24 protein-coding genes, 1 tRNA gene and 1 pseudogene are annotated in these 24,511 nt (G+C 60.6%); 9 read left to right on the forward strand and 17 right to left on the reverse strand.

Annotation, left to right across the window (positions count from 1 at the left end; genetic code table 11):
• Positions 1 to 211 precede the first annotated feature (211 nt).
• The gene (locus tag ACKTSJ_RS08270) at positions 212 to 1,114 is read right to left on the reverse strand and encodes a LysR family transcriptional regulator (RefSeq protein ID WP_407899199.1); all 903 of its coding nucleotides are present in this window, start codon (positions 1,112 to 1,114) and stop codon (positions 212 to 214) included.
• A 110-nt stretch (positions 1,115 to 1,224) separates the two neighbouring features.
• Between ACKTSJ_RS08270 and metE the strand changes: the two genes are divergently transcribed.
• On the forward strand, positions 1,225 to 3,519 hold the full coding sequence (metE, locus tag ACKTSJ_RS08275) for a 5-methyltetrahydropteroyltriglutamate--homocysteine S-methyltransferase (protein ID WP_407899201.1): 2,295 nt from the start codon (positions 1,225 to 1,227) through the stop codon (positions 3,517 to 3,519).
• Between the two features lie 64 nt (positions 3,520 to 3,583).
• Positions 3,584 to 3,826: pseudogene (glyA, locus tag ACKTSJ_RS08280) on the forward strand (serine hydroxymethyltransferase); the annotation flags it as partial.
• A gap of 235 nt (positions 3,827 to 4,061) precedes the next feature.
• On the opposite strand, the gene ACKTSJ_RS08285 reads toward glyA, so the two are convergent.
• The 5 genes from ACKTSJ_RS08285 to ACKTSJ_RS08305 all read right to left on the reverse strand — a co-directional run bounded on the left by ACKTSJ_RS08285 (position 4,062) and on the right by ACKTSJ_RS08305 (position 6,861).
• Positions 4,062 to 4,138 (reverse strand) — tRNA-Arg (locus tag ACKTSJ_RS08285).
• Between the two features lie 47 nt (positions 4,139 to 4,185).
• Positions 4,186 to 4,503: a hypothetical protein gene (locus tag ACKTSJ_RS08290; RefSeq protein ID WP_407899203.1), complete on the reverse strand. Its 318-nt coding sequence runs from the start codon at positions 4,501 to 4,503 to the stop codon at positions 4,186 to 4,188.
• A gap of 13 nt (positions 4,504 to 4,516) precedes the next feature.
• Positions 4,517 to 5,848 (reverse strand): VC_2705 family sodium/solute symporter, encoded by a 1,332-nt coding sequence (locus tag ACKTSJ_RS08295; RefSeq protein ID WP_407899204.1) that lies wholly within the window; start codon positions 5,846 to 5,848, stop codon positions 4,517 to 4,519.
• A gap of 18 nt (positions 5,849 to 5,866) precedes the next feature.
• Positions 5,867 to 6,601 carry a VC_2705 family sodium/solute symporter gene (locus ACKTSJ_RS08300; protein ID WP_407899205.1) on the reverse strand — a complete coding sequence of 245 codons (735 nt, stop codon included), beginning with the start codon at positions 6,599 to 6,601 and terminating at the stop codon, positions 5,867 to 5,869.
• Positions 6,601 to 6,861 (reverse strand): DUF4212 domain-containing protein, encoded by a 261-nt coding sequence (locus tag ACKTSJ_RS08305; protein ID WP_407899207.1) that lies wholly within the window; start codon positions 6,859 to 6,861, stop codon positions 6,601 to 6,603. Before ACKTSJ_RS08305 ends, ACKTSJ_RS08300 begins: the two co-directional genes overlap by 1 nt.
• Positions 6,862 to 7,004: 143 nt before the next feature.
• Here ACKTSJ_RS08305 and ACKTSJ_RS08310 point away from each other — a divergent pair, with 143 nt between their 5' ends.
• Both ACKTSJ_RS08310 and ACKTSJ_RS08315 read left to right on the forward strand, forming a co-directional pair.
• Positions 7,005 to 7,688, forward strand: a complete 684-nt coding sequence (locus tag ACKTSJ_RS08310) for a response regulator (protein ID WP_407899297.1) — start codon at positions 7,005 to 7,007, stop codon at positions 7,686 to 7,688.
• A gap of 24 nt (positions 7,689 to 7,712) precedes the next feature.
• Positions 7,713 to 9,125 (forward strand): ATP-binding protein, encoded by a 1,413-nt coding sequence (locus ACKTSJ_RS08315; protein WP_407899209.1) that lies wholly within the window; start codon positions 7,713 to 7,715, stop codon positions 9,123 to 9,125.
• A gap of 14 nt (positions 9,126 to 9,139) precedes the next feature.
• On the opposite strand, the gene ACKTSJ_RS08320 is transcribed toward ACKTSJ_RS08315, so the two are convergent.
• The 5 genes from ACKTSJ_RS08320 to ACKTSJ_RS08340 form a co-directional block, all read right to left on the reverse strand.
• Positions 9,140 to 9,496: a hypothetical protein gene (locus ACKTSJ_RS08320; protein WP_407899211.1), complete on the reverse strand. Its 357-nt coding sequence runs from the start codon at positions 9,494 to 9,496 to the stop codon at positions 9,140 to 9,142.
• A gap of 64 nt (positions 9,497 to 9,560) precedes the next feature.
• Positions 9,561 to 11,369, reverse strand: coding sequence for a sodium:solute symporter family protein (locus ACKTSJ_RS08325; RefSeq protein WP_407899213.1), 1,809 nt, complete (start codon positions 11,367 to 11,369; stop codon positions 9,561 to 9,563).
• A gap of 9 nt (positions 11,370 to 11,378) precedes the next feature.
• On the reverse strand, positions 11,379 to 11,633 hold the full coding sequence (locus ACKTSJ_RS08330) for a DUF4212 domain-containing protein (RefSeq protein ID WP_407899215.1): 255 nt from the start codon (positions 11,631 to 11,633) through the stop codon (positions 11,379 to 11,381).
• A 120-nt stretch (positions 11,634 to 11,753) separates the two neighbouring features.
• Positions 11,754 to 12,449 (reverse strand): PolC-type DNA polymerase III, encoded by a 696-nt coding sequence (locus ACKTSJ_RS08335; RefSeq protein ID WP_407899298.1) that lies wholly within the window; start codon positions 12,447 to 12,449, stop codon positions 11,754 to 11,756.
• A 5-nt stretch (positions 12,450 to 12,454) separates the two neighbouring features.
• Positions 12,455 to 14,356 carry a DUF294 nucleotidyltransferase-like domain-containing protein gene (locus tag ACKTSJ_RS08340; RefSeq protein WP_407899217.1) on the reverse strand — a complete coding sequence of 634 codons (1,902 nt, stop codon included), beginning with the start codon at positions 14,354 to 14,356 and terminating at the stop codon, positions 12,455 to 12,457.
• A 67-nt stretch (positions 14,357 to 14,423) separates the two neighbouring features.
• On the opposite strand from ACKTSJ_RS08340, the gene ACKTSJ_RS08345 reads away from it, so the two are divergent.
• From ACKTSJ_RS08345 to ACKTSJ_RS08365, 5 genes are read left to right on the forward strand one after another with little or no spacing between them, the layout of a single operon-like run.
• Positions 14,424 to 14,846 (forward strand): CoA-binding protein, encoded by a 423-nt coding sequence (locus ACKTSJ_RS08345; protein WP_407899219.1) that lies wholly within the window; start codon positions 14,424 to 14,426, stop codon positions 14,844 to 14,846.
• Positions 14,847 to 14,871: 25 nt separating this feature from the next.
• Positions 14,872 to 15,702, forward strand: a complete 831-nt coding sequence (gene dapF / locus ACKTSJ_RS08350; protein WP_407899220.1) for a diaminopimelate epimerase — start codon at positions 14,872 to 14,874, stop codon at positions 15,700 to 15,702.
• A gap of 11 nt (positions 15,703 to 15,713) precedes the next feature.
• Positions 15,714 to 16,334, forward strand: coding sequence for a DUF484 family protein (locus ACKTSJ_RS08355; protein ID WP_407899222.1), 621 nt, complete (start codon positions 15,714 to 15,716; stop codon positions 16,332 to 16,334).
• Positions 16,327 to 17,223 carry a tyrosine recombinase XerC gene (xerC, locus tag ACKTSJ_RS08360; protein WP_407899224.1) on the forward strand — a complete coding sequence of 299 codons (897 nt, stop codon included), beginning with the start codon at positions 16,327 to 16,329 and terminating at the stop codon, positions 17,221 to 17,223. The genes ACKTSJ_RS08355 and xerC overlap by 8 nt, the downstream gene beginning before the upstream one ends.
• Complete coding sequence (locus ACKTSJ_RS08365; RefSeq protein WP_407899226.1) at positions 17,220 to 18,560, forward strand: class I SAM-dependent rRNA methyltransferase; 1,341 nt, start codon at positions 17,220 to 17,222, stop codon at positions 18,558 to 18,560. The genes xerC and ACKTSJ_RS08365 overlap by 4 nt, the downstream gene beginning before the upstream one ends.
• 3 nt (positions 18,561 to 18,563) lie before the next feature.
• Here ACKTSJ_RS08365 and ACKTSJ_RS08370 read toward each other — a convergent pair whose 3' ends face one another.
• The 6 genes from ACKTSJ_RS08370 to mreC form a co-directional block, all read right to left on the reverse strand.
• A complete protein-coding gene (locus tag ACKTSJ_RS08370) occupies positions 18,564 to 18,899 on the reverse strand; it encodes a rhodanese-like domain-containing protein (RefSeq protein WP_407899228.1) in 336 nt (111 codons plus the stop codon).
• Between the two features lie 124 nt (positions 18,900 to 19,023).
• The gene (locus ACKTSJ_RS08375) at positions 19,024 to 19,911 is read right to left on the reverse strand and encodes a septal ring lytic transglycosylase RlpA family protein (protein ID WP_407899230.1); all 888 of its coding nucleotides are present in this window, start codon (positions 19,909 to 19,911) and stop codon (positions 19,024 to 19,026) included.
• Positions 19,912 to 19,921: 10 nt separating this feature from the next.
• Positions 19,922 to 21,019 (reverse strand): rod shape-determining protein RodA, encoded by a 1,098-nt coding sequence (rodA, locus tag ACKTSJ_RS08380; RefSeq protein WP_407899232.1) that lies wholly within the window; start codon positions 21,017 to 21,019, stop codon positions 19,922 to 19,924.
• Positions 21,020 to 21,190: 171 nt separating this feature from the next.
• On the reverse strand, positions 21,191 to 23,077 hold the full coding sequence (gene mrdA / locus ACKTSJ_RS08385; RefSeq protein ID WP_407899234.1) for a penicillin-binding protein 2: 1,887 nt from the start codon (positions 23,075 to 23,077) through the stop codon (positions 21,191 to 21,193).
• On the reverse strand, positions 23,074 to 23,592 hold the full coding sequence (gene mreD, locus ACKTSJ_RS08390) for a rod shape-determining protein MreD (protein WP_407899236.1): 519 nt from the start codon (positions 23,590 to 23,592) through the stop codon (positions 23,074 to 23,076). Before mreD ends, mrdA begins: the two co-directional genes overlap by 4 nt.
• Positions 23,589 to 24,506 carry a rod shape-determining protein MreC gene (gene mreC / locus ACKTSJ_RS08395; RefSeq protein ID WP_407899238.1) on the reverse strand — a complete coding sequence of 306 codons (918 nt, stop codon included), beginning with the start codon at positions 24,504 to 24,506 and terminating at the stop codon, positions 23,589 to 23,591. Before mreC ends, mreD begins: the two co-directional genes overlap by 4 nt.
• Between the last annotated feature and the right edge of the window lie 5 nt (positions 24,507 to 24,511).

Here is a 24,511-nt window from a genome sequence, read left to right on the forward strand (position 1 = left end):
CTCCTTGGTTTCTCCAGTCCGAAAATCGGAACGGAGGAGGTTAATCACCTGGGTAATTTTCAGCGCGCAGACACTAGGAAAAGTGGGGAATTTTCAACGCGTACCAACAGTCGTTCCTCCACCTGCTGCTGGATCAGGGTGATGACTGGATCGCGACCCTGACTGCGGCCGGTGAGTACGGTACGTTTGAAATTGACCGGATACACGTCGTTCACTGTCGCTTATCGCGATGGGTGCGCGCCAGATCGACGAAAGCGCGGAGGTAGTCTATGTCCGCATCCACCTCGCGAAATCCCAGAAAGATTTGCTTGTCCACACCTTTTGATCCTAGCTTCACTGGCGCGACATCGAACTTGGTGGACTGCTCCTCCACCAGCCAGCGCGGTAGAGCGGCGACACCGCGTCCGCTGGCGACCATTTGCAGCATGATGTCGGTGGTCTCGATGATCTTGTGGCGCTTAGGCGCGATACCGGCTGGGGTCAGGAAATGATTGAAGATATCGAGTCGCTCGATGGCGACCGGGTAGGTGATGAGCGTCTCATCCGATAGCTGCCTAGGCAGCACGTATTCGGCTCCGCGCAGGGGGTGTTGCGGGCCGACGACCAGCACCTGCTCGTAGTCGAACACGGGTTCGAATGTAAGGCCGGGTTTGTAGAGCGGGTCGGGGGTCACCAGCATATCGATTTCATATCCGAACAACGCGCCGATGCCGCCGAACTGAAATTTCTGTTTCACATCCACATCCACGTCTGGCCATTGCGCGAGGTACGGCGAGACAACCTTCAGCAGCCACTGGTAGCAAGGGTGGCATTCCATGCCGATGCGCAGGCTACCACGCTCACCCTGCGCGAATTGCCCCAATCGTTCCTCGGTATGGGTGAGCTGCGGCAACAGCCGGTTGGCAGCAGCCAACAGATACTCTCCCGCCTGAGTCGGACGCAGGCTACGCCCTTCTCGATACCAGATGGCGAGACCGAGCTGATCCTCCAGCTTGCGCACGGTGTGGCTGAGCGCGGACTGGGTGAGATGCAGCTTTTCTGCTGCGGCGGTCAACGAGCCGCGCTGCTCGACGGCACGGATGATTTCGAGATGAATTCGTTCGAGAGTGCCCATGAAAAATTGATGCATGAATGATAGTAATTGATACGTGAAATAATACCATTTTTACTCATGGGATGAGTTGCCTATCATGCGCCCCTGTTCATTTCTTTAAGGCATAAACCATGGCAATCACTCATAACCTCGGCTTTCCGCGCATCGGAGCCAAGCGCGAACTGAAATTCGCTCTCGAATCCTACTGGAAGGGGCAATCCTCTCGCGACGAATTGAAGGCTAAAGGCTCGGAACTGCGCCAGCGTCACTGGCAGGATCAGTCTGGCCTCGATTTCGTGCCGGTTGGCGATTTTAGCTTCTACGACCAGGTGTTGGACATGAGTTTTACTCTGGGCAATCTGCCTGAACGTGTGCGCGGCTTCCAAGGCGATGCGCTGGACAACACTTTCCGCGTGGCACGTGGACGTTCGGCCCAATCGGCGGAAGATCGCGCGTCATGCTGCAGTGGAGTTGCGGCGGGCGAAATGACCAAGTGGTTTGACACCAACTACCACTACATTGTCCCCGAATTCACTGCCGACACCCAGTTCAGGCTGGATGCCTCGCGCCTCTTGGCGCAACTGGCGGAAGCCAGAGCCCAAGGCATAACAGCCAAACCAGTCATCGTCGGCCCGGTGACTTATCTCGCCATCGGAAAATCCAAGGACGATTCCGACCGTCTCGCGCTGCTGCCGCGATTGCTTCCCGTGTATGGAGAATTGCTGGACACGCTGGCTGCACAGGGCGTGGAATGGGTGCAGATCGACGAGCCCATTCTCGTCACCGAACTCAATGCGGAATGGCTGCATGCCTTCAACATCGCTTACCACCACCTGAAGAGCTGCCGTATCAAGCTGTTGTTGGCCACCTATTTTGGCCAGTTGCTTGAGAACAGATACTTGGCTGCCAATTTGCCGGTAGCGGGGCTGCATGTGGATGCCATCAACGGTCGAGACGACATCCAGCCGTTGCTGAACCTGTTGCCTTCGCACAAGGTGCTGTCGCTGGGTGTCATTAACGGGCGCAACATCTGGAAGACTGACCTGAATGAGACACTGGCTTGGCTGGAACCGCTTGCGAAACAGTTGGGTGATCGTCTGTGGATTGCGCCGTCGTGCTCGTTGCTGCATGTGCCGGTGGATTTAGGCAGCGAGCAGAAACTGGATGACGAGATCAAATCCTGGCTGGCGTTTGCCAAACAAAAGCTGGAAGAGCTCGGTGTGCTCGCTGCCGCGCTGAATCAGGGGCGCGACGCCGTGAAGGCCGAACTCGCCGCCAACCGTACCGCGATCGAATCCCGCCGCAACTCGCCGCGTGTCAATAACCCAGTGGTAAAAGCTACTCTGGCCAAGATCGACGCGAAACTTGGTCAACGCCAGAGTCCATATACCCAGCGTGCCGCCAAGCAGGCCGAGCTGCTGAAGCTGCCAAAGTTTCCCACTACCACCATCGGCTCCTTTCCGCAGACGGCAGAAATCCGTTTGGCGCGCCGCCAGTTCAAGGCGGGCGAGATCAGTGAGGCGACCTACAAGACCGCGATGCAGGCCGAGATTGCCCGCAGCGTGCACGAGCAGGAGGTATTGGGACTGGATGTGTTCGTGCACGGCGAAGCCGAGCGCAACGACATGGTGGAGTATTTCGGCGAGCAGCTCGACGGCTACGCCTTCAGCGAATTCGGCTGGGTGCAGTCTTATGGTTCGCGTTGCGTGAAGCCGCCCATCCTGTTTGGCGACATCAGCCGCCCCAAGGCGATGACGGTGGAGTGGATCAAGTACGCGCAGTCGCTCACCAACAAGCCCATGAAGGGCATGCTGACCGGGCCGGTGACCATTCTCAACTGGTCGTTCGTGCGCGACGACCAGCCGCGTTCGGTGTCCTGCAAGCAGCTGGCTCTCGCCATCCGCGAAGAAGTGCTGGATTTGGAAAGAGCCGGTGTGCGCGTGATTCAGATCGATGAGGCTGCACTGCGCGAAGGTCTGCCGCTACGCAAGGCGCAATGGAGCAACTATTTGGACTGGGCGGTGGAATCCTTTCGCATTACAGCGAACGGTGTGAAAGATGAAACGCAGATTCACACCCATATGTGCTACTCGGAGTTCAACGACATCATCGCCGCCATTGCCGACATGGATGCCGATGTCATCACCATCGAGACATCGCGCTCCGACATGGAGCTGCTGGATGCGTTCGACCATTTCAAGTATCCGAACGAGATCGGCCCCGGCGTGTATGACATCCATTCGCCCAACATCCCGACCGTGCAGCATATGGTCGAGCTGATGAAGAAGGCCGCCGAGCGCGTGCCCGCCGAACGCCTGTGGGTCAACCCAGATTGCGGCCTGAAGACCCGCCAGTGGAACGAGGTGATCCCGGCGCTGACCAACATGGTCGCTGCGGCCAAAACCCTGCGTGCCATGGTGGCCTGATTTACTTCACTTCCACAACAACCGTCCCGGCACACTGCCGGGATTTTTACATAAAAGATTACCCATGTTTGAACGCGCCCAATATGCCGTCGACCAGATCGACCCTGAAATCTACGCTGCTATCCAACAAGAAAACCGGCGGCAGGAAGCTCACATCGAGCTGATCGCCTCCGAAAACTACACCTCGCCAGCCGTGATGGCCGTGCAGGGCTCCCAACTCACCAACAAGTATGCCGAAGGCTATCCCGGCAAGCGTTACTACGGTGGCTGCGATTACGTCGATATCGTCGAGCAACTCGCCATCGACATTTGTTGCAATAGCTTATGTGCGTGCCAGCTTACAAGGTTTTCCGGCTGACTTGGATAGGCGGTGCATGTCACGAACACCCTTCACCGCTTGGCCGCACACGGCATTGCATACAGCCCTTCGCGTTCCTGCGTATCCACGATAGTTTGGTAGGCGTGACGAGGCCCCTCGTATGTCACGGCAAGTTTTGACTAGAATTTATTGACCTAAAGTCGCATGGCCATAAGTCTGAATTTGGTGCGCTCGGCGGGAGTCGAACCCACGACCCTCGGCTTCGGAAACCGATACTCTATCCAGCTGAGCTACGAGCGCGTTTTGCAGCGGTGCGCAGGATAACGGCTTTTGCCTTTGCAGTCCAACTATGGCGCGGCAAAACAGGCCAGGTGCTGCGCATGACAAACGTAGGCCTTGGCATACAGCAGCAGGAGCCAACTCCAGAACAGCAGCAAAAAAGCGACCAATCCCAGATAGTCGTCGGCAATCAGACCCGGACAGAGTTTGCGCGCCAGCCTGAACACCGGCAAGGTGATGGTTTGCAACAGGCGATAGACGATATTCGTCTGCCGCGCCCGCCCCGCCATCACCCCCAGAACGGCTTGCGCAAGCAGAGACAAAGCGGCGATTTCAACCAGCGCCTTCAGCACGATGACAAGAAAAAATTCGGGGGAGGAGTACACAACGGGCGCCCGTTCAGGTTTTTTCAAGCTCGGTGTCGGACGCCAGGCGCGGATAGCGCACATGATCAACCATTGCCTGGATCTGCATTGCCGGCGCGCGCGTCAGCAAACTGCCCAGAATGACCGCGAGGAAGCCTACCGGCATGCCGAAGATGCCCGCCGAGATCGGATTGATGTCCCACCAGAGCGCGCCGTTGACGCCAAAGAATGGATAGGTGCGATACATGTAGTACATGCACACCCCCAGTCCGCCAACCATGCCGAGCACGGCTCCGGTTCGGTTGGCGCGTTTCCAGAAGATCCCCAAGACCAGGGCGGGGAAGAAAGCGGAGGCAGCGAGCGAGAATGCCGCGCCAACCAGAAAGAGAATGTCGCCCGGCTTGAGCGAGGTGATGTACGCCCCACAGATCGCAACCAGCAACAACAGCCCCTTGGAAATTGCGAGGCGACGCGAAGTCGGTGCAGCCGGATTGATCATCTTGTAATAGACGTCATGCGACAGTGCGTTGGCGATGGTCAGCATCAACCCGTCCGCCGTGGACAGCGCGGCCGCCAGCCCGCCCGCCGCCACCAGAGCGGTGACAACGTACGGCAATCCCGCGATCTCCGGCGTCGCCAGCACGACCAGATCGCCGCCCAACGTGATTTCGGCCAGTTGCACGATGCCATCATGATTCATGTCGGTAATGCTCATCAACGTCTTGTCCACTGCGGCCCAGGCCGATACCCAGCTCGGCAGTTCGGAGAAGCTGGAACCCACCAGCAGGGTATAGACGTCATATTTGGCCAATACCGCCAGTGCCGGTGCCGTGATATAGAGCAAAGAAATGAAGATCAGCGACCAAAACACCGACATGCGTGCTTCCTTCACCGAGGTGGTCGTGTAGAAACGCATCAGGATATGGGGGAGTGCCGCAGTTCCCACCATCAGGCACAACACCAACGCCAGAAAATTCTTGCGCTTGATGTCGCGGGCCGCCTCGTCCGGCGCCGCGAACGGCTCCGCATGCGGGGAGATCGGCGCCGCGCGGACACGTTCCGCTTCGGCAGCCTGCTGCCAGGCGATACGCGCAGAAGACACATCGGCAGGAAAGGCTGCCAGCCGATTTTCGGCTGCACTTAATGTTTCGGGAGGGGACCGGTTTGCCTTGAGTCCGTTCACCGCCGCCTGCAGATTTGCGCGCTCCTGCGCCAGATAACCCGCTCCGCCGGCCTCCAGCGCGCGCAGCGCATTTTCATGCTGAACCTGTTGCTGGCTGAACAAGGCCCGCACTTCTGCCTCGCGCTCACCCTCCGGCGTGGCCGGGTCATTCAATACCTGCTCGCGCGCGGTGACCTGCTGCAAGACATAGCCGTAGGCGATCTACGGAACCGGATTGCCAGTATGTTTGACCGACAGCCAGATCACCGGAATCATGTAGGCGACGATCAAAATGACGTACTGCGAGACCTGAGTCCAGGTCACGGCACGCATGCCGCCGAGAAACGAGCAAAACAGGATGCTCCCCAAGCCCACGAACACGCCGACGCCGAAATCCAGTCCCGTAAACCGGCTGACAATCAGTCCAAGCCCGTAAATCTGGGCGATCACGTAGGTGAACGAGCAAAGGATGGCGGCGAATACGCCGATCATGCGCGGTACATCGCCGCCATAGCGGGCGCCGAGAAAATCCGGAATGGTGAACTGTCCGAATTTGCGCAGGTAGGGGGCAAGGAACAGGGCCACGAGGCAAAAACCACCCGTCCACCCCATGACGAACGCCAGGCCGTCGTAGCCCGACACATACAACGTGCCAGCCAGACCGATGAAGCTGGCGGCAGACATCCAGTCGGCCGCCGTGGCCATGCCGTTGAACAGGGCGGGCACCCGCCGCCCCGCCACGTAATATTCCGCGACGTCCGAGGTCCGCGACAAAATACCGATACCGGCATAGAGGGCTACGGTGACACCCAGAAAGATGTAGCCCAGCACCTTGTTCGGCACGCCCATCTGCTCCAGGATGGACAGCAGCACGACGAAACCAATCACGCCGCCCGTGTAAAGCGAATAGTAGCGTTTGAGCTGGGAAACGAACTGCGCTTGTGCGGGATAGGCCATCACGCCTCTTCCTGCACGCCGAATTCGCGGTCCCGTCTATCCATGCGCCAGGCGTAGTAACCCACCAGAATCACATAAATCAGCAACGCACCTTGTGCCGCCATGAAGAACGGCAGCGGAAAACCGAAGAACGTCAGTGACTGCAGTTCGCGTGCAAACCAGCTGACCCCAAACGTGGCCACGAACCAGATGAGCAGCAATCCCCCGGTAAGCCGCAAATTACCGCGCCAGTAGCGCCGGTGTTTTTCGCCAAGCTGCACAATTTCCCCCTTCCCTGCCCGATGTTTCGTTGCGATTCCGGTTGCCCGGCTTTGAAAAATTGGCGCAACCCCATAGAATGGGGCGCAAGCGTCAAATCCAGTACGCCGATCCCAACCCGGAAATCATTTTATCCACGACTGCCATGCGCATCCTGATCGCCGAAGACGACGAAGTGCTCGCTGACGGATTGTGCCACTCCATGCGCCAGTCCGGCTATGCCGTTGACTGCGTCAAGGACGGTAACGCCGCGCGCCTGATTTTAAGCGGTGAGCAACCTTTTGATCTGGTGATTCTCGATCTGGGCCTGCCGAAAGTGGACGGATTCAGTGTGCTACGAAGTCTGCGCGAGCACAACCACCAGGTCCCCGTGATCATTCTGACCGCACGCGATGCCGAGGGAGACCGCGTGCGCGGGCTCGACCTGGGTGCGGACGACTACATGATCAAACCCTTCAGCCTGCCGGAACTTGAAGCGCGGGTGCGCGCGCTGCTCCGGCGCGGCCAATGCGGGGTCAATCCGGTTTATACCTGCGGCACGCTGGTGTTCGACAGTGTCGCCCGGCGCACCACGATCGACGGCGAGCCGCTCGAACTGACCACGCGCGAATTGAGCGTGCTCGAAGCGCTGATGTTGCGCACCGGCTGGGTGGTGAGCAAGGAGCAGATGCTGGAGCGCATCTACAGTTACGCCGAGGAAGCGAGCAGCAATGCGATCGAAGTTTATATCCATCGTCTGCGCAAAAAGGTCGAGCCGGCGGGCGTGACCATCCGCACCATCCGCGGCCTGGGTTATGTCATCGACATGCTAAAGCCGGCTTCCAGCTAGGCCCACAGCCCCTCCCACGTCTGCATGAGCATGCCGCGCACCCAGGAATCTCCAGTCCGCTCCCTGCGCAGCTACCTCATGCAGCGCCTGCTGATTTCGCTGTATTTGCTGTGGATCGTCAGCACCGTCGTCGGTTACTTCGCCACCATTAATTATGCCAACCAGCCTTACGATCTGGTCCTGCTGCAGCGTGCACACGAGATCGCGGCCCAGCTCAAACTCGGCAGCGGCAATGAGCAATTGGACATTATTCCCGTACTGCCGGACGGTTCCGATCCCGGCATGCCGGATCGCGTGCTGTACACGGTCACGGATAGCAAGGGGCGAAAACTTGCGGGCACCGGCAATACCCTGCGCCCGTTGTCCTATCGGCGCGGACGCCCCGGGCCGCTCTTCAGCAACAGCGAACGTGAAGGAAAAAAAACGCGCATGGTCAGCCTGACGTTTGCTTCGCGCGACGGCGTATTCCAGTTGCATGTGTCGGAAACCACCGAGCAGCGCCAGGCGCTGATCCGCGGCATCCTGGCGAACATCGTTATCCCGCAGTTGCTGCTGACCCTGATCGCCTTGGCTGTGGTCTGGTACGGGCTGAAGCAGGGGCTGCGCCCCCTGGAACGCCTGCGGCGCGAAGTGCTGGAACGGCGGCGCGACGATCTGTCGCGCCTCGACGGCAGCAAAGCACCCGCCGAAGTCGGCCCCCTGATCGATGCCGTGAACAATCTGCTGGAACGCCTGCAACAGGTGATGGCCGCGCAAAAACGTTTTCTCGCGGATGCCGCCCACCAGCTGCGCACCCCGTTTGCCGGACTGAAGACGCAGACAGAACTCGCCTTGCGCTCCGATGAGATTGCGCTCAAGCAGCACGCGCTCGAACGCATTCTGACCAGCACCCGCCACGGTACGCGGCTGGTCAACCAACTGCTGGCACTGGCGCGCAACGAACCGGGCGGCGGACGCACGGACAGCTTCCTGCCGCTCGACCTCAACCAATTGGCGCAGGAAGTGGCGCTCACCTGGGTGCCGCTGGCCCTGGAAAAGAACATCGATCTCGGCTTTGAAAGTGCCGGCACGCCGGTGACGATCAGCGGCGATGCCAATAGCTTGCTTGATCTGCTGAACAATTTGTCCGACAACGCGGTGCGCTACACGCCGGCCGGCGGTCATATCACGATCAGTGTCAGCCTGGCGCACGGCAAAGCAAGTCTCTGTGTTGAAGACAATGGCCCCGGCATCACCCCGGAACACCGCGAACGGGTATTCGAACGCTTCTATCGCATTCTCGGCAACGGCGAAAGCGGGAGCGGACTCGGCTTGTCGATCGTGGACGAAATCACCAAACGGCATGGCGCAAAACTGGAGCTGGCTTCGGGCCGCCACGGCGTGGGCACCCGCATTTGCGTGATCTTCAGTGCGCTCCCGGCCAGGCCGGCCAACTGACCGCGAAAGGCCCGTCAGGGTTTGTTGTTTTTCAGCAGGAACGGATGGGCATGCCGGCTCAGGATGAAATCCGCGATCAGCTTGAGCCAGATGGTGATGCCCGCCGTGGCACTCCAGGTCGCGTAATCGAAACGGGCGGTGACCACGCCCACAATGACGACGACCACAATGACGCCCGCCAGCAGATTGATGGCGGCCGCATAGGGGGCAAACTTGCCGGGATTATCCGGTGCCACGCCTTTTTTCAAGGCCACCTCGGAAAAGTCATGCTGCATTGCGATGCGCCATGCCCTGCGCAACCAGATGAATGCCATCGGGAACAGGGATAGAAACAACACCCAGGTCATCGCCACACTGATATCAAAAACCATAAGGACTCCAAGAAAAAACCCCGCCGGGATACGGCGGGGTCGATGTTACCGCAGACCGCAGCAATTATGCGTGAGCGCCATCCACCGCCTTGGAACCGCGCGGCGTACGCACGCTTTCCACCAGATGCTGGATATGTTCCGGCGGTTCCTTGGTGAATTTGTCCACCACGAATGCCACCATGAAGTTGATCATCGCGCCGACGCCGCCAAAGGCTTCCGGGGTGATGCCGAAGAAGCTGTTGGGGCCCCCGATCAGATCGAGGTAGTCCGTGCCCTTGATGAAGAACAAGCCCTTGTGCGCGAACACGTAGAACAGGGTGATGAGCAGACCGGCCAACATACCGGCAATCGCGCCTTCCTTGTTCATCTTCTTGCTGAAGATGCCCATCATGATTGCGGGGAACAGGGAGCTGGCCGCGATACCGAATGCCAGCGCTACCGTTCCCGCCGCGAAGCCCGGCGGATTCAGGCCCAGATAACCGGCAACGATAATGGAGAGCGACATGGCGATCTTGCCCGCCATCAACTCGCCTTTTTCGCTGATGTTCGGATTGAACACACCTTTCACCAGGTCATGCGAGATGGCGGAAGAAATCGCCAGCAACAGACCGGCCGCAGTGGACAGCGCGGCAGCCAGGCCCCCGGCAGCCACCAGGGCGATCACCCAGTTCGGCAGCAACGCGATCTCGGGGTTGGCCAGCACGATGATGTCGGCATTCACCGACAGCTCGTTGCCCTTCCAGCCCGCTGCTGCGGCCTTGTCCAGCACAGCCTGGTTCTTGGTCTTGTCGTTGTAATACTGGATGCGGCCGTCACCGTTCTTGTCTTCGAACTTCAGCAAGCCGGTCTTTTCCCAACGGTTCATCCAGTCCGGTTGCTTGGCTGCTTCCAGGCTGGCTTCCGGTGCGTACAGATCCCCGTTCGTCGCGACCGCGGTGTTCACCGTGGAGATCAGGTTGTACTTTGCCATCGCCGCCACTGCGGGGGCGGTGGTGTACAGAATCGCGATGAAGACCAGCGCCCAGCCTGCGGAAGAACGCGCGGCGGCAACCGTAGGCACGGTAAAGAATCTCATGATGACGTGCGGCAGACCCGCCGTACCGATCATCAGCGAGAAGGTGTACACGAACATGTTGAGCGTGCTGCCGGCCGTGGTCGTGGTGTACTGACCAAAACCGAGATCGACCACGATGCTGTCGAGTTTTTGCAGCAGCGAGACATCGGTGCCGACCAGATCAGAACCCAGACCCAGTTGCGGGATCGGATTGCCGGTCAGGTGCATGGAGATGAAGATCGCCGGCACGGTGTAAGCGAAGATCAGCACGACATACTGCACCACTTGCGTATAGGTGATGCCCTTCATGCCGCCCAGCACCGCATACAAGAACACAATGCCCATGCCGACATAGATCCCTGTTTCGCTGGACACGCCGAGGAAGCGAGAGAACGCAACCCCCACACCAGTCATCTGGCCGATCACATAAGTCAACGATGCGGTCAGCAGACAGATCACGGCGACTGTCGAAGCCGACTTGGAATAGTAGCGGTCACCGATGAATTGCGGCACGGTGAATTTGCCGAACTTGCGCAGATACGGTGCCAGCAACAAGGCCAGCAAGACATAGCCGCCGGTCCAGCCCATCAGGAACAGACCGCCGCCGTAGCCCATGTTGGAGATCAACCCCGCCATGGAGATGAACGACGCCGCAGACATCCAGTCCGCTGCCGTTGCCATGCCGTTGATGCGCGGCCCCACACCACCGCCGGCGACATAAAATTCGGAGGTCGAACCCGCGCGCGCCCAGAAGGCGATGCCGATGTAAAGCGAGAAGCTCAGCCCCACCACCAGATAGATTGTTGTTTGCAGATCCATGGTATCCCCTTATTCTTCGTGAACGTCGAATTTGCGATCGATCTCGCCCATCTTCTTGGCGTAGATAAAAATCAGCGCCACGAAGATATACATAGACCCTTGATGGGCGAACCAGAATCCCAGCGGGTAGCCGCCCAAACTGATTTTGTTGAACAGGTCCACAAACAGGATGCCCGCCCCGAATGAAACCAGGAACCAGACTGCCAGGATCTTGGTCAGCAATCCCAATGTGGCCTTCCAATAGGCCTCGCCACTTTTATCCATGCTTTTCTCCCATGTTGATTGTGTAAGTTGAAGCACCGCATCCGCAGGTCGTCCGGGCCGGGCAACCAATCGACCCGCTACAACTGCGAATCAGACTACGGCAGGAAACTTACAGGTAACTTACGTGCGATGCGCCCAGCGCTGCGCTTTTTCCAGTTCGCGCAAAGCGGCAAAATGCGCGGCCTGTTTGCGCCGCGCCTGCGTCAGGGACACTTGCAGCAACTGTGCGGTGACCATGGCATCGGCGCTTGCGTCATGGCGTGCGGCGTTGTGAATTTCGAAGCGGCGCGCCCAGTCATCCAGCACGCGGTGGCTGCGTGCCAGTGCCGGATACAGCGCCGGCATCAGGTAGGCCAGATCCAGCCACGGATGTTTGAAGGTCAGATTGAGATACTGGCGCATGGCGCGCCGGATCATGGTTTCGTCGAAGGCCACATGAAAGGCAACCAGCGGCGACTTGCCCAGATACGCGAGAAAATCCAGCAGCGCATCCGCTGCCGGAATGCCGGCGCGCTGCACCGAACCCGAGATGCCGTGAATCAGAATGTTTTCCTTGCGGCTGGCCTGCTCCTGCTGCAGCACGATGGCAAAGCTGTCTGCAAACGCGATGCGGCCGCCCACGACCGCCACCGCCCCGATCGAAATCAGCGTATCCGTCATCAGGTTCAGCCCTGTCGTCTCCACATCGACCACGACATAGCGTTCCTTGTCGAAAGGCGAGGAAAGGACGGCGGGCGGCAGTTCACGCCATGCCTGCAATCGCCCTTTTTGCTGCTCGGTCAGCCGGGCGGGCGCGGCGAACCAGCGTTGCACCATTTTTTTCACAATTGATAGTCCAGCGCCAGCTTGGCCTGCACCTTGCGCGCCTGGCGAAAAGCCTCCTTCAGGATGCGCCGGTCCAGTTCGTTCAACTGTGCCGGATCGAGGCGGTTATCCAGCCGTTCCGCGCCGCCCTCCAACGCACTGGCTTCGTAGTGATGGCGCAGGCGCAACAACTGGATGAAGAGGAACGCATTGATCCACGCTTCCACCTCGTTCGGCGGGACATGCAGGGCGGCCGCGCTGGCACGCAAGCGCTGCACGGTGTTGGTTTTGCCGACCCCGGACGCCAGACTGAAGATGCGCGCCGCATCGACAAACGGGGTGATGCCATTCGTTTTCAGATCAAGCGTGTTGCCCTTGCCCACCACGAAATCGCGCACCACGCCGAGCGGCGGACGATTGCGCAAGGCATTCGCCGCCATCTGGTGCAGGAACCGCTGATTGCTGCGCACATAGCCGGTCAGCCAGGCGCGCAAGTGTTCGGCCAGGCTTTCGTTGCCATACAGCGCGCGAAAATCGAAAAATATGGACGCATGGAGCAGCGCTTCCGGCGCGCCGCTGTCCACCCATTTTGTAAATACTTCCTGCCATTCCGTCTCCGACAGACACCATTTTCGATTGCTCGCCATGATCTCGCCCTTGCACAGGGGGAAACCGCACAAATCCAGGGTTTCATTGATCTTTCTCGCCAACGGCAGCAATTTTTCGCGCACCTGATCGGCGGTCAGTCCCGCCGGCACCTTGAAGATGATGGCATTGTCCTGGTCGGTCTTCAGCGTCTGTTCCAGACGGCCTTCCGAACCGAGTGCCATCCAGCAGATGTTTTCATGCAAGGGATCGCCTGCAGGACAGACTGCGGCACATTCCAGCTCGACCACGCGCGCGGTGAGCAGGTCATTGAAGGTCGAAATGAACTGGGTCAACTGTTCCGGCGCCACCCCCTGCGCCATCATGTTGTGTGCCATGCGCCGGATGTCGGCAGCGGCCTGCTGCAACACCTCGGGTGAATCGGCGTGGCGGATGGTCGAACCGATCTGGCGCAGGCCGACCCGTTGCAGGGCGAACAGATCTTTTTCGGACACCAGCCCGATCAGTTTCTGCTCCTCGACCACCAGCACATGGCGAAAGCCGCGCCGCGCCATGAGCAACGCCGCCTCATGCGCCAGCGCCTGCGGTGGTAGGCTGGACAGTTCGGTGCTCATGATGTTGATGACCGGTTGCCCGGTATCAACCTGCGGGATGGCGACCCGCTCCAGCACATCGTGCAGGGTCAGGATGCCGAGCGGGCGTCCCTGCCCGTCTGCCGCCACCATCGAGCCGATACGTTGTTCGCGCATGATTTCCAGCGCCGCTTGCACCGTGGTTTCGGGCGCACAGGTGACCGGCGCCCGCCGGACGATGGCCGACAACGGGCTGGCCAGGGATTGCTGCTCCGCGCTGGAGTGGCTGAATTCCGCCTGGATGACTTGTTTCGAGTGTTCCAGCAGATTGGCGATGCGGCGTGTGCAGAAATCGCGGAAGGGCGCGCTCATCCCAAGCAGGATATGGAAGTCTGCAGCGGACAGTTCATAGCAGAAGGTGTCGCTGCCTGCCCGGTAAATGCTGGCCACGCGCCGCCGCGCCAGCAAAGCCCCCAGCGGAAAACATTCCCCCGCCATCAGTTCCAGCCAGGTGTCGTTATCCGAGGCCTTGGCGACACTCTGCTCACCCATGACCAGGCCCTGTTTGATCACCCACATCCGGGTTGCCTCGCCCTGTTCGGGCGAGGCGATGATTTCACCTTGGGCATAGTAAGCGAGCTGCATGCGCTCCAGCATCCACATCACATGCTCCAGCTCCATACTGTCAAATGGCGCATGCCGGGTGATGAAGGACAGCTCGGAGGGGTGGATTGCGCTCAAGGTATTGCCTCTCAATTCTGCACGTCGTTGGTTTATTATAAGCGCTCTCATCTTGCGCCAACCTGACATGCCCTTCACCAATCCCAGCCCGGATGACATCTGTAAATTGCTGCGCGAGTCGCACACGGTCGCGGTCATCGGTCTGTCGCCCAATCCGGCGCGTCCCAGTTTTCAGGTTGCCCGGGCATTGCAACAGTTCGGGCATCGCATCATCCCCGTGCGCCCCCTGGTGCGTGAGGTGCTGGGGGAACCGGCTTATGCCGATCTCGAATCCGTTCCCTTTCCGGTGGATATCGTCGATGTATTTCGTGCCGCAGAGCACGTGCCGGCCATCGTGGATAGCTGCATCAGGCTGGGCATCAGGAAGCTGTGGCTGCAGGACAGCGTGGTGCACGAAGAAGCCGCACTGCGCGCCCAACAGGCGGGCATCACGGTGGTGATGGACCGCTGCATGTTGCGCGACCACCGCCAACTCTGTGCCGACGTATAATTGCCGCCATCTTCGAAAGCCCATCATGCCCCTAAAATTCACCAAAATGCACGGCGCCGGCAATGATTTCGTGGTCATTGACGGCGTGCGCCAGACCGTGGCGTTATCGCCCGAGCAGATCCGCTTCATGGCCGACCGCCACTTCGGCGTCGGTTGCGACCAGCTGTTGTTGGTCGAAAAATCCCGGCGCGACGATGCCGACTTTCGCTATCGCATCTTTAATGCCGACGGCGGCGAAGTCGAGCAATGCGGCAATGGCGCACGCTGCTTCGTGCGTTTCGTGCACGAGAAGAAGCTCACCGGCAAGAAGGAAATCGTGGTCGAAACCAAAAGCGGCCTGATCTCGCCCCGACTGGAGGACGATGGCCGCGTCACCGTGAACATGGGCGCGCCGATCTTTGCGCCGGCGCAGATTCCCTTTGCCAGCGAGAGCGAGGCGGTCATGCAGCCGCTGGAGGTCGCCGGCCAGACCGTGCAGATTACCGCCGTCTCGATGGGCAATCCGCATGCGGTGCAAGTGGTGGATGACGCGGAGACTGCGCCCGTGGAAATCCAGGGCCCGCTCATCGAGCGCCATGCGCGCTTCCCCAAACGGGTGAACGCGGGTTTCATGCAGATCGTGGATCGCGCACACATCAAGTTGCGCGTGTATGAACGCGGCACCGGCGAAACCCTGTCCTGCGGCACCGGCGCCTGCGCCGCCGTGGCGGCCGGCATCCGCCGCGGCCTGCTGGATGAAACGGTGCATGTTGCCACGCGCGGCGGAGCACTCACCATCCACTGGGCAGGCGCGCAGGCGCCGGTGCTGCTGACCGGCCCAGCCGTGACGGTATTCGAAGGCGAGATCAATCTATAGAGGCGCAAAAAATGAAGGCAGAAGACGTCGCAAACTATCTGGTGGAACACCCGCAATTCTTTGCAGACCATGCGGCGATTCTGGCCGACATCAATCTGCCGCATCCGCACGGCGGCCGCACCATCTCACTGTCTGAACGACAGTTGCTCACGTTGCGCGAGCGGGTCAAGGCGCTGGAAAAGCAGTTGCGCGAGCTGCTGGCGTTTGCCCGCGAGAATGACGCGCTCCAGCTCAAGGTCCACCAGTTCAACTGCGCGTTGTTCGGCCCCTACGACCGCGCCGCGCTGCAATCGCTGGTAACGCACAATCTGCGCGACATCTTCGACGTGCCGCACAGCGCCCTGCATCTGTGGCGCGACGAACCGCCCGGCGCCGAAACACTGGCCTTTGCCGACGAACACGCGCAACCCGTTTGCACGCACCATGCCATCGCCGACACCCTGACCTGGTTCGGCGAGACTGGCACGCATCTGCGTTCCTTCGCTTATCTGCCCCTGCGCGCCAACGGCCAGACCATCGGCCTCCTTGTCCTCGCCAGCGAAGACAAGGCGCGTTTCTATCCCGAGATGGGCACGCTGTTCCTGCAACGCATCGCCGAAACACTGGGCAGTGCGTTCAGATTACATGTCTGACGATCCTGCCACGCTGACGGGCTATCTTGCCTATCTGCGCAACGAGCGCAACTATTCCCCGCTCACCGCCGAGAACTACGCACGCGATATCCGCCGTTTGTTCGCGCTCGCCGCCACCACGGCGCTGCCCGACCTGAAAAGCCACCACATCCGGCGCTTTATCGCGCAGTTGCACGGCGGCGGATTGTCGGGACGTTCTCTGGCACGCCTGCTCTCGGCCTGGCGCGGTTTCTACCGCTACCTGATGCGCGACCACGGCTGCAAGAGCAATCCCTGCGTCGGCCTGCGCGCGCCGAAATCGCCCAAGGCGCTGCCGCACACGCTCTCGCCGGATGAAGCCGTGCAACTGGTGGAGATGCCGGTGGTTAGCGCGCTGGATGTGCGCGACAAAGCCATGTTAGAGCTGCTCTATTCTTCCGGTCTGCGCCTGGCGGAGTTGGTCGGATTGGATTGCACAGCCATGCGCAACAGCCTCGCCTCGCAGGAATTGAGCGTGACCGGGAAGGGCGGCAAGACCCGTATCGTGCCGATGGGCAGTCACGCGATCCTCGCCCTGCAAGCCTGGCTCGCCGTGCGCGAACCGCTCGCCCAACCGGGGGAAAACGCCCTCTTCGTCGGCAAGAACGGCAAGCGCATCAGCCCGCGCACCGTGCAACGGCAACTGCATCAGCGCGGCATCACGCAAGGCATCGCCAGCGGGGTGCATCCGCACTTGCTGCGCCACTCTTTCGCCACGCACGTGCTGCAATCGTCCGGCGACTTGCGCGCGGTGCAGGAGATGCTGGGACATGCCAGCATTTCCACCACGCAGGTCTATACCCACCTCGATTTCCAGTACCTCGCCAAAATCTACGACAGCGCGCATCCGCGCGCGAAAAAGAAATCATGAGCAAAGAAAAAAACAGATCTCCCTCGACCCCGCATCGACCCTCGCAAGGCGGCAGGGATTTCCGCAAGCGCATGCAACACGGCCAGCAACAGACCGCGACGCGCACGCCCCAAGCCCCTTCAGAACCCCGGCCCGGCAATCCCTCCGCCCAACCCGCCCTCTTCCTCAAGGCGGGCCGCGAAAAGTCGCTGTTGCGGCGCCATCCCTGGGTGTTCTCCGGCGCGGTCGAATGCCTCGACGGTGCACCCGCCCCCGGCGACACCGTGGCGGTACGCGATGCGGAAGGGAGTTTCCTGGCGTGGGCTGCCTACAACCCCAACTCGCAGATCACCGCGCGCGCCTGGTCTTGGGATGAACGGGAAACCCCGGACAGCGATTTCTTCCGCCGCAGGATAGGCGCCGCACTGGAAATGCGCCGCGCCTTGTCCCTCGGGCAAAACAGCGACGGCATGCGCCTGGTGCATGGCGAGTCGGACGGACTGCCCGGCCTGATCGTGGACCGGTATGGCGACGTACTGGTGATGCAGCTCGGCAGCGCCGGGGCGGAGCGCTGGCGCGACACGCTGGCCGATACGCTACAGGAACTGTGCGCCCCCGCCTGCATCTACGAGCGCTCCGACTCCGACGGGCGCGAACGGGAAGGCTTGCCCAAGCGCTGCGGCGTGCTGCGCGGGGCCTTGCCGGAAAACGTGGCAGTAACGGAACACGGCCTGCGTTTCGCGGTGGACGTGGCGGGCGGACAGAAGACCGGCTTCTATCTGGACCAGCGCGACAACCGCGCTTTCACCGGCACGCTGGCCGCCGACCGCGAGGTACTCAACTGCTTCTGCTACACCGGCGGCTTCTCTCTCTATGCATTGCGCGGCGGGGCAAAGTCAGTGCTCTCGATCGACGCCTCGGAAGCCGCGCTGGAGCTGGCACGACGCAATGTGGCGCTGAACGGAGGGGATGGAAAAAAATGTGAATGGTGGTGCGCCGACGTGTTCGAGGGGCTGCGCAAGCTGCGCGACCAGAACCGAAAATTCGATCTGATCGTTCTGGACCCGCCCAAGTTCGCCCCCACCGCCGCCTTCGCCGAAAAAGCCTCGCGCGCCTACAAGGACATCAACCTGCTGGGCTTCAAGCTGCTGCGTCCGGGCGGTCTGCTGTTCACCTACTCCTGCTCCGGCGGCATCAATGACGAGCTGTTCCAGAAGATCATCGCCGGTGCGGCGCTGGATGCCGGAGTGGATGCGCAGATTGTGAAGAAGCTGCACGCAGCAGCGGATCATCCGGTGCTGCTGAGCTTCCCCGAAGGGGCCTATCTGAAAGGGTTGGTGTTGCGGGTGGCGGGTTAAATATCAGCCCAGTCGTTGAGGCTGGAAGCCGCTCTGCACCCAGGCGATCATGCCGCCGCGCAGGTTGAACACGTTGCTGAATCCTTGCTGCTGCAAATACAGACAGGCCTGCGCCGAACGCGCGCCGCTGCGGCAGACCATGACCAGCTTCTCGCCCTTGTCCAGTTCGTTCACCTTCATCGGCAGGGTGTGCAGCGGCAAGGCTTCAGCCTTGGGCACGGTGCCCTGCGCAATCTCTTCCATCTGACGCACGTCGATCACGCGTAGCTTGTGGCCGTCGTCGCCGACCCATTGTGCGAACTGGTTCGCATCGACTTCCTTGACGCTTATTCCAAACATGGCTGACTCCTTGAGTGATGATGCTTGTATATTAGTATATTCTAATTCTTCAACAAGGGCGTTACCGCAATCCCGGGAGCGGGTAGCGGCGAGCGCGTGTCGCACCCGGCCTGCAACGTTTCCGTTAATGCAGGCTCACGAAGGGTTTGAAGCCCAGCCGGGCGGCCAGAATGTTGGCGGTACGGCGCGCTTCATCCGCACTGGCATACGGCCCGATGTGCACGCGCGTCAGCCCTTTTTTCTGCTGCAACACAATGTCCTTGCCGCTGTCGCCGAGTTCGGCGCGCATTTTGGCGAGGAAGCTTTCCGCACCCTGTTTTTCCCGGAATGCGCCCAACTGCAAATACACTTTACCCGTTCTGTCAGACGCCATGACCGGCATCACCGTGGTGGCCGCAACGGTTTCCACTGGGGCCGGCGCAACTGCCGTCGCGACCGGCGCGTTGCCGTCGACGGACAGGCTTTCCACTTCGACTTCGGCGCTGCCCTGATTGACATAACCCAGCTTCCAGGCGGCGGCGTAGGACAGGTCCATGATACGGTCATGCAGGAACGGGCCGCGATCATTGACACGCACCACCACCGACTTGCCGTTGGCCAGGTTGGTCACGCGGGCGTAACTCGGCACGGGCAGCGTGGGATGCGCCGCCGTCATGCCGTACATGTCATAGGTTTCGCCGATGGAGGTGCGCTGGCCGTGAAATTTCCTGCCATACCAGGAGGCAGAGCCGCGTTCCCTGTAGTTACCCGGCGCAGCCAGCGGGGTATAGGTCTTGCCCAAGGCGGAATAGGGCCGGTTGGCATAGCGGTGCAGCGGTTCAGCCTTGGGAACGGCATCGGGCAGGCTGTCCAGGTTGGCCGGCGCGTCGGCCCCCGGCCCGTCGCCGGCCAGGTATCCTCCGCCCTGTGTGGCAACCGGTTTTTGTGCGGCGGCACTCTGGTCCGTTTCCTTGGGTGCGCTGGCACAGGCGCTCAACAGGATGAGGGTCAGCGGAATCAGCAGGTGCTTCATGGATGTCCTTTCAGGTTTTGACCAGACGCTGGTGGGTATGGATGCTCATCAGCACGCCGAAGCCGAGCATCAGGGTCAGCAGTGACGTGCCGCCATAGCTCACCAGCGGCAGCGGCACGCCGACCACCGGCAGAATGCCGGTGACCATGCCGATGTTGACGAAAGTGTAAATGAAAAAGGTCAGGGTGATGCTGCCCGCCATCAGGCGCGTGAAGTAGGTTGAAGCGTTGGCGGTGATGACGAAGCCGCGTCCGATGACGAACACATACAGACCGAGCAGCAGCAGGTTGCCGAGGAAACCGAATTCTTCCGACCACACGGCAAAGATGAAATCGGTGGTGCGCTCGGGCAGGAAATCCAGATGGGTCTGCGTCCCTTCCAGGTAGCCTTTGCCCAGCACCCCGCCGGACCCCACCGCGATCATGCCCTGGATGGTGTGATAGCCCTTGCCCAGCGCATCCTGTGACGGATCGAACAGCATCAGGATGCGCTGGCGCTGGTAATCGTGCAGCGCATGCCACAGGAACGGCGCACTGGCGGCGGCGGTCACCAGCAAGCCAATGATGACGCGCCAGCTCAAACCGGCGAGAAACAGGACAAAGAAGCCGCTGGCGGCGATCAGGATGGAGGTGCCGAGATCGGGCTGGCGCAAGATCAGCGCTACCGGCATCACCAGCAACAAGGCGGCGATCAGGTGGTTGCGCCAGGTCAGCGTCGCCTCGTGCTTTTCAAAATACCAGGCCATCATCAGCGGCACGGCGATCTTCATCAGCTCGGAGGGTTGGATGTTTGCCACGCCGAGATTTAACCAGCGGCGCGCGCCGTGGCTGATTTCGCCAAACAGGGCAACGCCGATCAGCAACACCATGCCCAGCACATACGTAGGCACGGCCAGCCGCATCAGCCAGTGCAATGGCATGTTGGCGATGATGCACAGCGCGACGAAACCGGCCGCGATATTGCCCAGCTGCGCCAGCACACGCATCCCGTTTCCGTCGCTGGCGCTGTACAGGATCAGCAGGCTGACCAGCAACAATGCGCCCAGCCCCGACAACAGGAGCGGGTCAAGGTGCAGCACGAAACGCTGTTTGAGTTGGCGCAGATTCATCCTAAAAACCCTTGTTAGCCACAGATGAACACGGATTTACACAGATAAAACCGTGCGTCACACGAAAGTTGGGGCTCACCTGAATGGTGTGCGCACAATTGACAGGCAAACCGTCGTTCATCCGTGTTTCATCAGTGATCATTCGTGGCTCAATTGCGCTTCTCAGGTTCATCAATCCCCCTCCGCCGCCTCTTTCACGGCGGCCTTTCTTAATGGCTGCGGTCGCTTGCCCAGCAGATAGTAATCGAACACCTTGCGCGCAATCGGCGCTGCGGTTGAGCTGCCGTGTCCGCCATTCTCCGCCAGCACCGCCAGCGCGATACGCGGCTGGTCAGCCGGCGCGAAAGCGATGAACCAGGCATGGTCGCGGTTGTATTCCGAGACTTTTTTCTCATCATATTTTTCGCCCTGCTTGATGGCAATGACCTGTGCCGTGCCGGTCTTGCCCGCCACGGGATAGCTCGCGCCGTAGAACGAACCGGCGGCGGTGCCGCCAGGTTGGGTGACGGCCTGCATGGCGCGCTTGACCAGCGCGATATCCTGCGGCGGAATTTTCAGATCGAACACCGGCTGCGACGTGCCGGGCGCCCCTCCCTGAACCTCCCTGGTGAGATGCGGACGATACGCAATGCCCCCATTGGCCAGCGTGGCGGTCACATGCGCCATCTGCAGGGGCGTGGCCAACTGGTAACCTTGGCCGATGCCTGCCGACACGGTGTCGCCGGGATACCATACCTGCTGGTGGCGCTGCATCTTCCACGCGCTCGACGGCAACAGCCCCGGCACCTCGCCCTCCAGATCGATCCCGGTGCGCTTGCCAAAACCGAACTGCCCCAGAAAATCAACCATGCGGTCGATGCCGAGCTCGGTCGCCAAGCCGTAATAGTAGGTATCGCACGACACGACGATGGACCGGAACATATCCACGCGACCATGCCCGCCCACTTTCCAGTCGCGGTACTGATGCCGGCTGCCGGGCAGCATGTAGTAACCGGGATCGCTGATGCTGAAGTCGGGCGAACGCGCGCCAAAATGCAAACCGGTCAGAGCCATGAAGGGCTTGATGGTGGAACCCATCGGATATTGCCCGCGCAGGGCGCGGTTGTTGAGCGGCACGTCCGGGGAATTGTTGAGCGCATCCCAGCTCTCGCTGTCGATGCCGTCGATGAACAGATTGGGGTCGTAGCCCGGTTTGCTGACATAGGCCAGCACCTCGCCGCTGGCCGGATCGATGGCGACCAGTGCGCCGCGAAAATCGCCGAAGGCCTGCACCGCCACTTCCTGCAAATTGGCATCGAGCGTCAGGGTCAGATTCTTGCCCGACTCGGGTGCGGTTCGCGCCACCATGCGCACTGCCCGCCCCCCCGCATCCACCTCGACCTCCTCAAAACCGGTGGTGCCGTGCAGCACCTTCTCGTAATACTGCTCGATGCCGGTCTTGCCGATGTATTCGGAGCCCATGTAGTTGGTGGCGAGTCCCTGCTTGTCCAGCTCGTCCAGTTCCTGCTGGTTGACGCGCCCGATGTAGCCGAGCAGGTGCGAAGTCATCTCGTAATAGGGATATTCCCGAAACAGGCGCGCCTTCAGTTCCACCCCGGGGAAACGGTAGCGCTGCGCGGCAAAGCGCGCCACCTCGTCGTCCGTCAGCCGGGTACGCAGCGGCAGGGTCTGCAAGGAGCGCCGCTCCGCCATCAGTTTTTTGAAGCGCCGCAGGTCCTTGGGTTTGATCTCGACCAGCTTGCCGATCTCCTCGATGGTGGCATTCAGGTCGGGGATATTCTCGGGCGTCAGCTCCAGCGTGTAACCGGCATAGTTGCGCGCCAGCACCACGCCGTTGCGGTCGGTGATCACGCCCCGGTTCGGCACGATGGGCACGACGTAGATGCGGTTGCTTTCCGCCAGGGTGTCGAAGTGCCCGTGTTGCAGCACCTGCAGATAGAAGAGGCGCGCCAGCAAGATCAGCATCAGCAGACTGGCGAAACCCAGGCCGAAGAACAGACGCAAGCGAAAGAAATGGATTTCGCGCTGATGGTTCTTCAGCTCGACCTTGCGCTTCATAGTTCGTTGGGGTTCCGGCGTGGACTGCGCAGCCTCTGGATCAGCAACGTGAGCGGCGCCCACAGCAGGGCAGAAGTCAGGCTGCCGATGAAATATGCCCACGTCACATACCCGCGCAGCTGCCAGTGGATCAGGGCATAGACGGCATAGCTCACCAGCAACAGGCCGAACACATGCACCGACTGCTCCTTGAGGCTGAACATCTGCACGCGCCGGTTCAACACCACCCCGCCAAACGCCAGCACGGTATAAGCCAGCGCATGCTGGCCAAACAGGCTCGCGTCGGCGACATCGACCAGAATGCCGAGGATCCAGGCGATACCGAGCCCGACCCGGTGCGGTTTGTGGGTGCACCAGTAAAGGAGTGTCAGCGCGACGAAATCGGGGCGAAGTATCAGAGCCCAGCCCTGCCAGGGCAGCCACTCCAGCAGCACGGCCACGATGAACGTGGCCAAAATGAAACGCCGGCGGGCGGGAAGCAAAAATTCGCGGTCGGTCGTCAAGTGAGAACTCATCGGTAACCTCGCTTGCCGGATTTTTTTCTGCCCACGCCTTCTTCTGCCGCATTCGCCGGCGGGCGCGCCGGCAACGGCGGGACTGCAGACACGATCAGCAAGGTACGATGGCGGTCAACGCCCGCCAGCGGCGCACAAACGATATGCGCGAACGGGTATGCCGGGTCGCGCTCGATGCGGACGACTTTTGCCACCGGCAACAAGGGCGGATAGGTACCGTCCAGGCCGGAGGTCACCAACTCGTCGCCCACTTCGACATCGGCGTTGACCGGCTGGTAGCGCAATTCCATCTCGCTGATGTTGCCGGAACCGAACACCGCCGCGCGCAAACCGTTGCGCACGACCTGCACCGGCACAACATTGTCCTTGTCCGTCACCAGCGTGACTTCGGACAGCCAGGGAAAGGTGCGCGTGACCTGTCCCACCACCCCCTGGTTATCGACCACTGCGCGTCCCGCTTCCACCCCGGACTGGGCGCCGATATCCACGAACAACTTGCGCTTGAAAATATCGCGTTCCAGATAAACGATCTGCGCCGCCTGCACGGTATAGTCCGCGCGCTGTTTTATTTCCAGCAGGCCGCGCAATTGCGCGTTCTCGTTCAGCATCGCCTCGAATTGCCTGAGCTGCGCCGCATCCGCATCGTGTTGCAGGCGCAACTGTTCGTTGTGCGCAACCAGGTGACGCTGCAAGGAAACGTACTCGGCAGCGCCGTGCCAGAGATCGCCCGGCAGCGCGGTCAGGCGCTGGAAAGGATAAATGACGACGGCAATGACCTGGCGCGTTGATTCAAGGTAACGGTAGTGTGCGTCCACGAACAGCAGGCACAGTGAGAGCACCGAGAAAAAAATCAGCCGCGCGACCGCGCTCGGGCCGCGATTGAAAAAACGGAGCGAGCGCGTGTCTTCCAGCACCACTG

The organism is Ferrigenium sp. UT5 (assembly GCF_045866295.1).
Taxonomy (GTDB): domain Bacteria; phylum Pseudomonadota; class Gammaproteobacteria; order Burkholderiales; family Gallionellaceae; genus Sideroxyarcus.